Annotated in this window: 13 protein-coding genes; 8 read left to right on the forward strand and 5 right to left on the reverse strand. The window is 68.4% G+C overall.

The window, feature by feature from the left end; translation table 11 throughout:
• The 5 genes from MZTS_RS11960 to MZTS_RS11980 all read left to right on the forward strand — a co-directional run.
• Positions 1 to 490 (forward strand): TPM domain-containing protein (locus MZTS_RS11960; protein ID WP_192284010.1); only part of this gene is annotated, 490 nt, incomplete at its 5' end.
• Positions 491 to 790: 300 nt separating this feature from the next.
• Complete coding sequence (locus tag MZTS_RS11965; RefSeq protein WP_192284011.1) at positions 791 to 2,848, forward strand: carbon starvation CstA family protein; 2,058 nt, start codon at positions 791 to 793, stop codon at positions 2,846 to 2,848.
• A 7-nt stretch (positions 2,849 to 2,855) separates the two neighbouring features.
• Positions 2,856 to 3,080 carry a YbdD/YjiX family protein gene (locus MZTS_RS11970; protein WP_192284012.1) on the forward strand — a complete coding sequence of 75 codons (225 nt, stop codon included), beginning with the start codon at positions 2,856 to 2,858 and terminating at the stop codon, positions 3,078 to 3,080.
• 368 nt (positions 3,081 to 3,448) lie between these two features.
• Positions 3,449 to 4,738 (forward strand): YjgN family protein, encoded by a 1,290-nt coding sequence (locus tag MZTS_RS11975; protein ID WP_192284013.1) that lies wholly within the window; start codon positions 3,449 to 3,451, stop codon positions 4,736 to 4,738.
• Positions 4,739 to 4,745: 7 nt separating this feature from the next.
• Positions 4,746 to 5,882, forward strand: a complete 1,137-nt coding sequence (locus tag MZTS_RS11980) for a M48 family metallopeptidase (protein ID WP_192284014.1) — start codon at positions 4,746 to 4,748, stop codon at positions 5,880 to 5,882.
• Positions 5,883 to 5,948: 66 nt separating this feature from the next.
• On the opposite strand, the gene MZTS_RS11985 is transcribed toward MZTS_RS11980, so the two are convergent.
• Together MZTS_RS11985 and ndk are read right to left on the reverse strand one after the other, a co-directional pair.
• Positions 5,949 to 6,329 carry a hypothetical protein gene (locus MZTS_RS11985; RefSeq protein ID WP_192284015.1) on the reverse strand — a complete coding sequence of 127 codons (381 nt, stop codon included), beginning with the start codon at positions 6,327 to 6,329 and terminating at the stop codon, positions 5,949 to 5,951.
• 173 nt (positions 6,330 to 6,502) lie between these two features.
• A complete protein-coding gene (gene ndk / locus MZTS_RS11990) occupies positions 6,503 to 6,925 on the reverse strand; it encodes a nucleoside-diphosphate kinase (RefSeq protein ID WP_192284016.1) in 423 nt (140 codons plus the stop codon).
• A gap of 335 nt (positions 6,926 to 7,260) precedes the next feature.
• Here ndk and MZTS_RS11995 point away from each other — a divergent pair, with 335 nt between their 5' ends.
• Positions 7,261 to 7,803, forward strand: a complete 543-nt coding sequence (locus MZTS_RS11995; protein WP_192284017.1) for a DUF2147 domain-containing protein — start codon at positions 7,261 to 7,263, stop codon at positions 7,801 to 7,803.
• Positions 7,804 to 8,174: 371 nt separating this feature from the next.
• Positions 8,175 to 10,217 carry a carbohydrate porin gene (locus tag MZTS_RS12000; RefSeq protein WP_246482093.1) on the forward strand — a complete coding sequence of 681 codons (2,043 nt, stop codon included), beginning with the start codon at positions 8,175 to 8,177 and terminating at the stop codon, positions 10,215 to 10,217.
• Between the two features lie 73 nt (positions 10,218 to 10,290).
• On the opposite strand, the gene MZTS_RS12005 is transcribed toward MZTS_RS12000, so the two are convergent.
• Both MZTS_RS12005 and bluB read right to left on the reverse strand, forming a co-directional pair.
• Positions 10,291 to 10,818 (reverse strand): L,D-transpeptidase, encoded by a 528-nt coding sequence (locus tag MZTS_RS12005; protein WP_192284019.1) that lies wholly within the window; start codon positions 10,816 to 10,818, stop codon positions 10,291 to 10,293.
• Between the two features lie 165 nt (positions 10,819 to 10,983).
• A complete protein-coding gene (gene bluB / locus MZTS_RS12010; RefSeq protein ID WP_192284020.1) occupies positions 10,984 to 11,649 on the reverse strand; it encodes a 5,6-dimethylbenzimidazole synthase in 666 nt (221 codons plus the stop codon).
• Between the two features lie 438 nt (positions 11,650 to 12,087).
• Here bluB and MZTS_RS12015 point away from each other — a divergent pair, with 438 nt between their 5' ends.
• Positions 12,088 to 12,471, forward strand: coding sequence for a DUF2794 domain-containing protein (locus MZTS_RS12015; RefSeq protein WP_192284021.1), 384 nt, complete (start codon positions 12,088 to 12,090; stop codon positions 12,469 to 12,471).
• Positions 12,472 to 12,478: 7 nt separating this feature from the next.
• On the opposite strand, the gene eda is transcribed toward MZTS_RS12015, so the two are convergent.
• Positions 12,479 to 13,093 carry a bifunctional 4-hydroxy-2-oxoglutarate aldolase/2-dehydro-3-deoxy-phosphogluconate aldolase gene (gene eda, locus MZTS_RS12020; protein ID WP_192284022.1) on the reverse strand — a complete coding sequence of 205 codons (615 nt, stop codon included), beginning with the start codon at positions 13,091 to 13,093 and terminating at the stop codon, positions 12,479 to 12,481.
• Positions 13,094 to 13,372: the final 279 nt, after the last annotated feature.

Here is a 13,372-nt window from a genome sequence, read left to right on the forward strand (position 1 = left end):
CCTCGCCCTCGCCCTCGCCCTCGGCCTCGCCGCTCCCTGGCCGCTGATCCTGTTCACGGATCTCGGCGCTGGTGAGATCGCCCTGGCTCAGGCGGCCCTGGTGCTCGGATCGCTGCTCCTGAGCCTGAACCGGACTCTGCGCGTCGCCCTCACCCCGAGACGCTGGCGACACGCGCGCGCCCACGAGGCCGCCCGCCGCGAGTTCTTCGCCCACGGTCTGACCGGAACACGCGGGCATACCGGCGTGCTGATCTACGTCGCGCTTGCCGAGCGTTATGCCGAAATCGTCGCCGACAAGGGCGTGCGCACCCGCATCGAGGACGAGCGGTGGCACGCCATCGTCGCCGACCTGCTCGGCGCGGCCGGTCGCGGCGCCCTCGGCGAAGGCCTGATCGCCGCGGTGGATCGGGTCGGCGCCGTCCTGGCCTCGGCCCTGCCGGGCAGGCGCGGCGACAACCAGCTTCCCAACCGCGTCATCGTCATCGATTGAGGGGGGAAGCCCCTCCGCCGCGCCGGACTTCCGCACGGACGCGCAACCCGACGATGCGTGTCCACCGGACAATCCGGCCGCGCTCCCTGATCCCGTTCCGGGCTTTGCTGCGGAAACACGCAGTCACCCGCCCTCATCCGTTGTTTCCAGTGACGCGAGATGGGAGATGTTACTGCCACCGTTGATGGAACGCCCCCTGTGTGGTCCCGGCAACTGGTCTCGGGGGGAAAATTGCGCCAAACAGTGCCGTGAAGGCCGCCAGCATTAAGAATGCGGCCGATGCACGGAGTGAGGCGTCGGATGGGCGCAATACAGAAACACGGGCCCTGGGCCCTGGTCGGGGCGTTGGGCGCGGCCGCCTTGGCTGTCGTCGCCACGCAGCGGGGTGAATCGATCAACGCACTCTGGGTCGTCGTGGCCGCAGTCTGCGTCTACCTGATCGCCTATCGCTACTACTCTCTCTTCATCGCCGACAAGGTCATGCGCCTCGATCCGAAGCGCGAGACCCCGGCTCACCGCCATAACGACGGCCTCGACTACGTTCCGACCAACAAATCGGTCCTGTTCGGCCACCATTTCGCGGCCATTGCCGGCGCGGGTCCGCTGGTCGGCCCGGTGCTCGCGGCGCAGATGGGTTATCTGCCGGGCATGCTCTGGATCCTGTCCGGCGTCGTGCTGGCCGGCGCGGTGCAGGATTTCATGGTCCTGTTCATCTCGATGCGCCGGGACGGGCGCTCCCTCGGTGAGCTGATCCGGGCCGAACTCGGGGTGATCCCCGGCGTGATCGCCCTGTTCGGCACCTTCATGATCATGATCATCCTGCTGGCCGTGCTGGCGATGGTGGTGGTCAAGGCCCTGGCCGAAAGCCCCTGGGGCACCTTCACCGTCGGCGCGACGATCCCGATCGCCCTGCTGATGGGCCTCTATGCCCGCTTCGTCCGGCCGGGAAAGGTCGGCGAAGTCTCGATCATCGGCTTCTTCCTGCTGATGGCCGCGATCATCTATGGCGGCCGGATCGCCGCCGACCCCTATTGGGGCCCGGCCTTCACCTTCACCGGCACGCAGCTCACCTGGATGCTGATCGGCTACGGCTTCGTCGCCGCGATCCTGCCGGTCTGGCTGCTGCTGGCACCGCGCGACTATCTCTCGACCTTCCTCAAGATCGGCACCATCGTCGGCCTCGCCATCGGCATCGTCTTCGTGGCGCCGCACATGCAGATGCCGGCGGTGACGAAGTTCGTCGACGGCACCGGCCCGGTCTGGGCGGGCAGCCTGTTCCCGTTCCTGTTCATCACCATCGCCTGCGGCGCGGTCTCCGGCTTCCACGCCCTGATCTCGTCGGGCACCACGCCGAAGCTCGTCGATAACGAACTCGACACCCGCTTCATCGGCTATGGCGGCATGCTGATGGAGAGCTTCGTCGCGATCATGGCCCTGGTGGCCGCGAGCGTGATCGATCCGGGCGTCTACTTCACCATGAACTCGCCCGGCGCCCTGCTCGGCACCTCCCCGGAGACGGCCGCCGCGGCGGTGGCGAAGCTCGGCTTCCCGATCGCCCCCGAGGTGATCGCCCAGACCGCCGTCGATGTCGGCGAGCACTCGATCATCTCCCGCGTCGGCGGCGCCCCGACGCTCGCCGTCGGCATGGCCCACATCATCTCGTCGGCCATCGGCGGCAAGGCGATGATGGCCTTCTGGTATCACTTCGCCATCCTGTTCGAGGCCCTGTTCATCCTCACGGCGGTGGATGCGGGCACCCGTGCCGGCCGCTTCATGCTGCAGGATCTGCTCGGCCTCGTCTCACCGTCCTTCAAGGATACCTCGGCCTGGGCACCGAGTGTCTTGGCCACGGCCCTCTGCGTCGGCGCCTGGGGCTTCTTCCTCTACCAGGGCGTGACCGACCCCTTGGGCGGCATCTACACCCTGTGGCCGCTCTTCGGCATCTCGAACCAGATGCTGGCGGCCGTCGCCCTGACCCTCGCCACGGTCGTGATCTTCAAGATGAAGCGGGAGCGCTACGCCTTCGTCACGATCATCCCGACCGTGTGGCTGTGCATCTGCACCCTGACCGCCGGCTGGCAGAAGATCTTCTCGGCCGACCCGAAGATCGGCTTCCTCTCCCATGCCGACCGGTTCTCGGCGGCCATCGCCGAGGGCAAGGTGCTCGGCCCAGCCAAGAACATGGAAGACATGCACAAGATCGTCTTCAACGACCGCATCGATGCCGGCCTCGCCGTGCTCTTCGTCGGCCTCGTCGTGGCGATCGCGGTCTTCGGCATCATGGCCTGCGTCAAGGCCTACCGCGCCGACCGGTGGACGGCGCTCGAAGCCGACGCCAAGCTCGCTCCGGCGGAGTGATCCTGCCATGACCGCGCCGTCTCAGAACTTTCGCGATCGCCTCCGGGCCTTCAACAAATGCGTCTGCGACGGCGCGCGGTTGATGGTCGGCCAGGGCGATTACGGCACCTATGTCGCCCATATCGCGAAGACCCACCCCGACCAGACGCCGATGACCGAGCGCGAATTCTTCCGCAACCGGGAGAATGCCCGCTTCGGCGTCGGCAACAGCTCGGGCTTCCGCTGCTGCTGAGTCATCGGATGACAGGCGGACCGACCGGCCGCCTGTCATCGACCCGCCTACGTGCGGCGACATGATTTTCACGTGAAATTAACGATACGGGCACGGTCGCCCTCGTTGTCCACACCGTTCCCGATGTCTCCCACCCGCCTCGCGGCCCGCTCCTCGCGCCGCGTGAGGATGGGCAAGGGCCGGAACGAGGCCTCGCAGGCGCAGAGGAAAACGGGACGACGCCACGCTCACCTTGACCGCAGCTGAGCGGAACCGGGCCGCCGGATGAGCCGGCACCGGCGGAATGCCGAGAGGATTACAAGCCCAACCCGGTTGCAACGCAAACCGCACCGCTTCTAGTCTCCCTCCCGTTCGGGGGGACTGCGACGATGAATCAATTCGAAGGCGTGCCGAGCCAGGCTCCGGCCCGGACAGGGGTGATTGCGTTCGACCGACGGGCGGCGGGCCTTACCGGCATCGTCATCAAGGGCTTCCTGCTCTCGCTGGTCACCTTCTCGATCTACCGGTTCTGGTACATCTCCAATCTGCGGCGCTTCTTCTGGGGCCGCACCATCGTGGCCGGCAGCCCGGCCGAATATCTCGGCACCGGCAAGGAGCTGTTTCTCGGCTTCGTCGTGGCGCTCGCCATCCTCGTGCCGGTCTACCTCGTCCTGTTCCTTCTTGGCTTCGCGATCCCTGCGCTCGCGCCCTTCGCGGCCCCGATCTCCTTCGTCTTCCTGTTCGTGCTCGGGCAATACGCCCTGTTCCGTGGCAGGCGCTACCGGGCCTCGCGCACCCGCTGGCGCGGCATCCGGCTGGCGCAGGACGGATCGGGCTTCGCCTATGCCGGTCGCGCCAGCCTGTGGTGGCTCGCGACGATCCTCACCCTGGGTCTCGCCTTTCCCTTCATGCGGGCGGCCCTGGAACGTTTCCGCATCGACCATACTCTGATCGGCCAGAGCCGGATGCGCTCCACCGCGACGGGGCGCTCGATCCTTCTGCCCTGGCTGATGTTCTACATCGTCGGCCTGCTGCCGATCATTGCGAGCCTGCTCGCGCTGCTGGCGGCGAGCGGCTTCGACCTGCCGAGCGATCTCTTGATTCAGGATCCGGCGACCGAGAAGAGCAAGCTCATCTTCAATCCGGCCTATGCGGATACGCCCTTGTCCCTTTACGGCGGGCTGGTCTTGGGAGCCGCGAGCGTGTCGATCCCGCTGGCCGTGATCCTGATTCCCTATTACCGCGCCCGCGAGACCCGCGCCTTCCTCAACGCAGCCAGTCTCGGCGCCGCCCGACTCGCCTCCTCGCTCCGGGCGCGCCAGTTCTACTGGCCCTATTTCCTCTACATGCTTGCTCTGATCGGCTTCGTGAGCGCGCTCGGCATCGTCTTCGCCCTCCTCGTTCCGATCCTGGCCGCAGACAATCCGAGCGCGGGCACGCAGGCGGCCGTTCTGGCCGCGAGCGCCCTTCTCTATCTCGGCGCCCTGATCGGCTTCACGGTCATCTACGTGCGCACCGTGACCGTGCGCCTGTGGCACGCGGTGGCGACCACGACACAGATCGAGAATCTGCCGGCCTTGGAGGCCGTGCTCGCCTCGTCCCGGCCGCCGGCCAGTGGCCTGAACGAAGGGCTCGCCGATGCGCTCGATGTCGGCGGCGCCCTCGAGATCGGGTTCTGAAGGCTCGATGGAGGCGTTTTCCACCACCGGCACCTTCTTCGACGGCCTCAGCGCCCGCCCCCGTCCGGTGACCCTGCGGCTGACCTTCCGGCTCGAGATCCTCGGCGAGGGTCTTCGCCGCGACTGGAGCCTACTCGACCTGCGCGCCGCCGACACCGCGCCGCCGCTGTTGCGCATTCTGCAGGCGGAGGGACCGGAGAGTGTCGAGTTCGCCGACGTGGCTTTCGCCGATGCCCTGAAGGCCCGCTGTCCCGACCTCTACCGGGCCGAACGCCAGGGTGGCCTGACGCGCCTCGTGCTGTGGTCGGTCGCGGCGGGTGTCTCCGTCGTGCTGGCGGCGCTCTACGGTGTGCCGGCCGCTTCCGGCGTGATCGCGCCGCTGGTACCTCAGGCCGCCGAGGCGCAGCTCGGGCGCAGTGTGGAGACGCAGATCGTCGATCTCCTCGGCGATCCACCCGCCTGCAACGAGGCTCCGGCGCGCGCCGTGCTCGACCGGCTGACGGCACGGCTCACGGAGGGCATGACCTTGCCGGCGATTCCGCAGGTGAGCGTGCGTCGGCACGCCCTCGCCAACGCGATGGCCCTGCCCGGCGCACGGGTGATCCTGTTGTCCGATATCGTCGCCAAGGCCAGAAACGGTGACGAACTCGCCGGCATCCTCGCCCACGAGTTCGGACATGTCGTCGCCCGCGATCCGATCCGCGCGGTGATCACGGCCGGCGGCACCTCGTTCCTGCTGAGCCTCGTGCTGGGCGACCTGACCGGTTCGACCGTGCTCGTGACGATCGGGCAGGCGGCGATCTCGGCGGGCTATTCCCGCGATGCCGAGCGGGCGGCGGATGCCTTTGCCGTCGCGGCGGTCCAGCGCGCAGGGGGCGACGGCGCGGCCTTGGCCGCGATCCTGGAGCGCATCACCAAGGCGGAAGACGAGAAACCGGGGGCGATCTCGTTCCTGCGCTCACATCCCTTCACGGCGGAGCGTGCGGCACGGATCCGGGCCCTGGCGCGAGACGGGCAGGTCGAGCACAAGCCGGCCGGTGCCGGCATCCTGTCCGAGGCGGAATGGCAGAGCCTGCGCAGCATCTGCCCCGAATCGAAAAAACCGGACGGGGGAAAGAAGACAGCCCCGTCCGAGACCCTGTGAAGCCGGCCCCGGCCCCGTAGCGATGCGACGGAGGACGGCGCCATGCGCCGCCCCCTTTCGGCAGGGTTAGACCGGACGCGGCAGCTTGCAGCTGTCGAGGGCGTTCAGGGCTTTGGCCCGGGCGCTGTCGTTGAAGTAGCCGGTGCTGCGGTAGGAGGCGATCTCGTCCTTGTCGAGGGACGACAGGGTCCGCTCGGCATAGCAGCCACAGGGAGCAGCGAGGGAGGCTTCCTCAACCTTCTGCAGCTTGGCCTGGGTCACGGTGCAGGCGTGGCGCACGCGGCCGGAGAGGTTGTTCTTCGACGCGGTCTTCAGCGCCGGGTCGGGCACATAGCCCTCGAGGGCGCTGTACTGCGCCGGGCGGCCGGCGCTGTTGCAGGCGGCCAGCAGGGAGACGAGGCCGGCCGCGGCGAGCAGGCGGCCGGTGCGCGGGAACGTGAGGCGCATGGAGGCGAGAATCCGAGAGAGACGGGACAACGTCGACGGATTCCGTTCTTCGGGGAGGCGCCCCCGTCCCGCTAGGGCAGGAGAGTCACACTGGCCCGGAATACGCCTTCGGGCGAAGCCCTCGGCGCGGAAGACGGTGCCCCGCCGGCTCTGGAGCCGGCGGGGCGGACGCATCAGGCGGCGATATCGGCGTCGGTGAAGAACTGCGCGATCTCGATCTTGGCGTTGTCGGCGCTGTCGGAGCCGTGGACGGTGTTCTCACCGACCGACTCGGCGAACTGCTTGCGGATGGTGCCCTCGGCGGCCTGGGCCGGATTCGTGGCGCCCATCACCTCACGGTACTTGGCGACGGCGTTCTCGCCCTCCAGCACCTGCACGACCACCGGACCGGAGGTCATGAACTCGACGAGCTCACCGAAGAACGGGCGCTCCTTGTGCACCGCGTAGAAGGTCTCGGCCTGCTCGCGGGTCATGCGGATGCGGCGCTGGCCGACGATGCGCAGGCCGGCGGCCTCGATCACGGCATTGACCGCGCCGGTGAGGTTGCGGCGGGTCGCGTCGGGCTTGAGGATGGAGAAGGTGCGCTCGAGAGCCATGGGTCCGGTCCGGTTCCGTTGGAGAAAGAGGGCGCGCGACGGGCTGGGTGAAGGCCGGCTCGGAAGCTGCCCGGACGGCCGTCGGCGCGCCGGGCTTATAGCGGCGCAGGGGAAGACCCTCAACCGACCCTTGTCGCCGGAACAAGCGGGGCGGCGAGCTCGGCCTTTTTCAGCCTTGCCATGGCTTCCGCGCAACACTGCCGAAAAATCGCCGGATTGCGGGGGCGTACTCGCCGCCGACCGATCCGCCGCTTCCCCGATCCTCTCGGCCGGGGTGGCCGTCCCTCTCCGCAAGCCCAGCCCGTCCGCGGGCTCTCAGCCTTAGGAGCCACTTCATGCGTATCGCCCTCAGCCTCGCCGCCCTTCTGGTTTCGGGCTCCGCCTTCGCGGCGCCCAAGGACCTTTCCGGAACGTGGCTCACCGGGGATGGCCGCGCGAAAATCCGCATCGATCGCTGCGGCCCCGGTGGCAGCAATGCCTGCGGCAAGGTGGTGTGGCTCAAATCCCCGAGCACCGAGACCGGCGCGCCGCGCACGGATCTGAAGAATCCCGATCCCAAGAAGCGGACGCGTCCGATCATCGGGCTCACGCTCCTCGACAACCTGAAGCCCGAGGACGACAGCTTCGCCGGCGAGATCTACAACGCCGACGAGGGCAAGATCTATCAGGTGAGCCTGGAGCGCGAGAGCGACAGCGAGCTGAACGTGCAGGGCTGCATGCTCAAGGTGCTGTGCGGCTCGCAGACCTGGACCCGCGTGCCGGACGTGAACCAGCAGGCCGCAGCCGCGCCGGTCGAAGCTCCGGCCAAACCCGCGAAGGCCGCCGCCAAACCCGCTGCGGCATCGGCCAAGGCGGCCACCGCCGCCCCGGCGGAGTAAGGCGAGACAGAACGCAAAAAGGGCGCGCCGTTGCCGTGCGCGCCCTGAAGTCTGTGCCTAACCTGATGGGGGTCGAGGCGCAGCCGAAATAATGCTCCGCTTCCGCCCGGCAAGGGGCATCGCCGAGCTTTCCGCCGCCTCTCCCCCTCCGCGGCCGTCATCGTCCTGTCGGACAATTCGGCTCTGCCTTCCGTGGCGTCCATGCAACCGTTGCGAAGCCTTCGCGCCTCGTGACGGCGAGGATGCATTGCAGCGGCGACGGCATCTGCTAGGCCGCACGGAAGTGACGGCAGGGGGCTGGCGGAGTGCGGATCGGGCAAGCGGGACAATTCCGGCATCGGTGGATCGTGGGATCGGGCCTGACGGCGGCGTTGAGTCTCTATGCGGGGACCGTTGCCGCCGCCGATCCGGCGGGGGGCTTCCGGCCCGGCTTCATCGATTGGTCGGGCTTCTATGCCGGCGTGCAGGGAAGCGCGGGCGCCTCCTTCGGCAATTACGATTTCGGCCCCACCACGATCGGCCCGCGCCGGGTTCCGTCCATCCGCACCGGAGACGCCACCGGCGGCCGCGATCTCGGCCGGGATGCGACCACCGTGGTCGGCGGCGCCTTCGCCGGCTGGAACTGGCAGACCGGCCCCTTCGTGTACGGCCTGGAGGCCGATCTCGCAGGGTCCAATCTCAAGCGCGGCGTGCGCTCGGATGTGCAGGGCTTCGGCTACGAGGCGATCGATCCGCCCTTCGCCCTGATCCGCGAGAAGACGGACCTGTTCGGCAGCGCCCGCGCCCGGCTCGGCTACGCCTTCGGCAACAACCTGATCTACGCGACCCTCGGCCTCAGCGGCGCCAATGGCCGTGTGCTCGCGACCTATCCGGACCTCGCCGGCGGCGCGACGGCGACGGCCGCCCGCGACGTGTCCTATCTCGGCTTCACCCTCGGGGCGGGCGTTCAGTTCGCGGTCGATCCGCACCTCTCCCTCGGCCTCGACTACCGCTACAGCGACCTCGGCGAGAGTCGCCGCTTCGGGCTCGGCCCCCTGCCGGGGCTCGAGGGCGGGCCGGTGACGACCCGCACCGGATTCGTCTCCAACCAGATGATGGCCCGGCTGATCTGGCACCCGGAGGCGTTGGCTCTGGTGCCGGAGGAGGACGCCGAGGCACCGAAGGATGCCCGCTTCTCGTTCCACGGCCAGACCACCTTCGTGAACCAGGGTGTCACAGGCTTCCGCTCGCCCTATCGCGGACCTCAGAGCCTCGTGCCGGACCAAGCACAGGCGACGACGACGGCGACGCTCTTCCTCGGCCTCAAGCTCTTCGAAGGCACCGAGATCTACTACAACCCGGAATTCAGCCAGGGCTTCGGCCTGTCGCGGACCCTGGGCATCGCCGGCTTCGTCAACGGCGAGGCGCAGAAGGCCGGAGCCCCCTTCCCGAAGCTGCGTTCCAACCGCTACTTCGTGCGCCAGACTTTCGGTCTCGGCGGCGAGACCGAGGAGGTGCCCGACGGGCCGAACTCCATCGCCGGGACGCGCGACGTGGAGCGCATCACGGTGGTCGCGGGCAAGTTCGCCCTGGGCGACTACTTCGACGGCAACATCTACGCCCACGACCCGCGGGTCGATTTCATGAACTGGGGCGTCTGGGCCTCCGGTGCCTACGACTTCCCGGCCAACCTGCCCGGCTTCACGCAGGGCGTGATGGTCGAGTACAATCGCGCCGAATTCGCGGTCCGCGCCGCCTACACCCAGGTGCCGAAGGAGCCTTCCTCCGACGTGCTCGATCCCCGGGTGTTCGAGCGGGCCGGTGCGACGGTCGAGTTCGAGGAGCGCCATACGCTGCCGGGGCTCGACCAGCCGGGCAAGCTGCGCCTCGGCCTGTTCTCGAATGTCGGCAACACCGCCGATTTCCGCCAAGTCGTGGCGCTGACGCAAGCCGGCGCCTTCCCCGACATCGACAGCGCGGTCCTGGCGACCCGGGCGCCCCGACGCAAGAGCGGCGCCTATCTCAACCTGGAACAGGCGCTCACCGCCGATCTCGGCCTGTTCGCCCGGGCAAGCGTCAATGACGGGCGCAATCAGAGCCTGTCCTTCACCGATATCGACGGGTCGATCTCGGGCGGTTTGTCGCTCAAGGGAACGGCCTGGGGCCGCCCGCAGGATACGGTCGGCATCGGCGCCTCCGCCAACCGGATCTCACCCTCCCACCGGGCCTATTTCGACAATGGCGGCCTCGGGCTGCTCATTGGCGACGGGCGCCTGACCTATGCACCGGAACGGGCGGTCGAGGTCTATTACGCGCTGAACCTGACGAAGGCGGTGACGGTGTCCTTCGATTATCAGCACGTCGAGAATCCGGGCTACAACCGTGATCGTGGTCCGGCGGATTTCCTCGGCACCCGGCTGCACACGGATTTCTGAGCCTCTTGCCAGACCGGCAGAGGCTTCCGAACACGCCGCCTCGCTATCGCCAAGGCGGCGCTTCCCGTTCCTCTTACCGCGTCACGTAGACCTGCGTGCCGACGGAGACGCGCTCGATCAGATCCGTGATGTCTTGGTTGTACATGCGGATGCAGCCATACGAGGCGTAGGTGCCGATCGAACTCGGCCGGTTGGTGCCGTGGATGGCGTATTCGCCGCCGCGCAGGGTCATCGCGGCGGCCCCCATCGGGTTGCTCGGCGAGCCACCGCGAATGAGATTCGGCAGTCGCGGATTGTCGCGCTTCACCTCCCGGGGCGGCGACCAATCGGGCTGGTAATACTTGCCATCGATTTCAGTGGCGCCGCTCCACTGCTTGCCCGGCTTGCCGACGGCCACGGGATAGCGGATCGCCGTGCCGTCGCCGTTGACGAGGTAGAGCCGGCGCTCGCTCGTGCTCACCACGATGGAGCCCGGCGCAACCCCTTGCGCAATCCCTTGCGCGAACGGGACGATTTCTCGTGCCTGCGCAGACCCGAGCGCGCACAGCAATCCCACGAACGCGCCCGCGAGACGCGCCCTGTACTGGCCTGTTCCGAACATCGAAGATCGCCTTTCCAAGCTGGAGCGTAACTGGCGAAGACGATCCAACGTTCCAGCTTGCGACTCTGCTTTACGCGGGACGAAATCCGCGGGTCATGCACGCTCTCTTCGCGGCACGGCGAATCCTGCGCTCAAAGGTTCGGACGAATTTTAGGTAAAATCAGATCAGCGCTCGTGCAGCTGCGCGGCGTCCGGGCGGCGGGCCTGCCAGCCGTGGCGGACGAGTTCCGGGTCGGCATGCTCCTCGACCGGCAGGCCGACGCAGAGATAGGCGACCAGATCCCAACTCTCCGGCACGTCGAGGGCCCTGGCGACGATACCGGGCTCGAGGATCGAGACCCAGCCGACACCGAGGCCGTGGGCCCGGGCCGCCAGCCAGAAGGCGTGGATACAGGCCGCCACCGAGTAGCGCAGCATTTCCGGCATGGTCGCCCGCCCGAGACCGTGGCCGGCCTGTGTGCCGGAATCGCAGAACACGGCGAGATGGACCGGCGCCTCACGAAGCCCCGCCAGCTTCAGGCGGGCGTAGAGGTTCCGCCGCTCGTTGCTGTAGCTCTCGCACGCGGCGGCGTTGCAGCGCTCGAAGCTCTCGATCACCTTGGCCCGCCGCCCCACATCGGCCACCCGCACGAAGCGCCAGGGCTGGCTGTTGCCGACGGAGGGGGCCAGCGCCGCCAGATCGAGGCAGGTGCGCAGGGTCGCCTCGTCGACCGGATCGGCACGGAAGCGCCGCACGTCCCGGCGCCATGCCAGCAGGGTCGCGAGTTGCGCACGGAAGGCGTCATCGAAGGCCGGCGGGCTTCCGCAGGCAGGTGGGACCGGTTCGGACATCCCGCCGCTTGTCGCCCCGGCGAGCCCGCCTGCCAAGCGGGCGGAAGCCCCGCAGGAGGCCGCGGCATGAAAAAAGGGCGGCGCTCCGAAGAGGCCGCCTGAAGTCCTTGGGTCTCGAAACCTCCGGATGTCGGTTCGACCGGGTCCGTGGCACCGCCCGAGGGCTGGGGAGCTCGGGTTTCGGGCGCCGCCGCGGCGGGCAGAACCGACGAGGTTTCAAGTCACAGTGAAAGCGTTTCGCGGTGTCCTTGGCAAGGCAGGATCGCGGCGAGACCATGTTCTTTGCCACCTCATCGTGCGGCGACGCACATGAGATTGGAGGGTTCCCGCAGATCCGGACTGCGCTGCATGGCCGGCGAAGCACCTTGCGGGCGCCGGATGCGAAGGCCATCATCTCTCCTCAGGCCGCGATCCGACGGCGCCGATAAGGGAGCGACGATGAGCGAGGGGCAGAGCGTCGATCACCGCTCGAGCGAGCGGGACAATCAAGCGACCCCGCAGGTCATCCCCTTCCCGTCCCCGACAACGCCGCAAGTCGCCTTCCAGCGCGACGAGTTGCGGACCATCTTCAATCTCTACGGCCGGCGCGTCGCCGAAGGCGAGTGGCGCGATTACGCCCTCGATTTCCGCCGGGACAAGGCGGTGTTCTCGATCTACCGCCGCACCTCCGAGATGCCGCTCTACCGGATCGAGAAGGATCCGAAGCTCGCCCGCCGCCAGGGCGCCTATGCGGTGATCGCGGCGAGCGGGCTGGTGATGAAGCGCGGCAACGACCTCGCCCGCGTCATCGGCGTGCTGGAGGGGCCGCTGCGGGCGGTGTGAAGCGGCCTCAGCCCCGCAGCCGGGCGGCCGCTTCCGCCAATCGCCGGATTACCGCCGGATCGGGCTTGCCCGCCGGCACCACCCAGCTGCCGCCGACGCAGAGCACGGACGGATGGGCGAGCCACTCCCCGGCGCTCGTCTCGGTGATGCCGCCGGTGGGACAGAACCGCACCTGCCCGAAGGGTGCGGCCAGGGCCTTCAGCGCCTTCAGACCACCCGCCGCTTCCGCCGGGAAGAACTTGAAGCGGTCGAGACCGTGGTCCAGGCCGCGCATGATGTCGGCGGCGGTCGCCACACCCGGCAGGTAGGGCACCCCCGAAGCGAGGGCGGCCTCCGTCAACGGGGCGGTGAGACCGGGGCTGACGATGAACTTCGCCCCCGCGCCGACGGCCGCGTCGAGATCCCGCGCGTTCAGCACCGTGCCGGCGCCGACCACAGCCCCCTCGACGCTCGCCATCGCCCGGATCACATCGAGGGCGGCCGGCGTGCGCAGGGTGACTTCGAGGGCCGTCAGCCCTCCCCCGACCAGAGCCTCGGCGATGCCCACCGCGTCGGCGGCATCCTCCACCACCAGAACCGGGATGACGGGAACGGAGCGCATCAGCGTGTCGATGGTGCTCATGGGGTTTCTCCACTCTCCGTGCTGTGTGTTCGGGTGTTGAGGATGCACTCCCCGCCGATGCGGGGAGTCGGCCGAAGCGATCCAGCGCCGCCCTCTCCGGAAGAGGCCGTGCCGTCTGGATTGCTTCGCTCATGCTCGCAAGGACGGTGTGGCGGTCAAAGCCCCGCCGCCGCCAGCATCGCCGAGCCGCCGCGCTCGGCATCGTCGGCGCCGTGGCGCATGAAGGCGAACAGCTCGCGGCCGGTGCCGAGGCCGGGCGGAGGCTGCACCGCATCCGCG

This window comes from Methylorubrum zatmanii, assembly GCF_014845115.1.
Lineage (GTDB): Bacteria > Pseudomonadota > Alphaproteobacteria > Rhizobiales > Beijerinckiaceae > Methylobacterium > Methylobacterium zatmanii.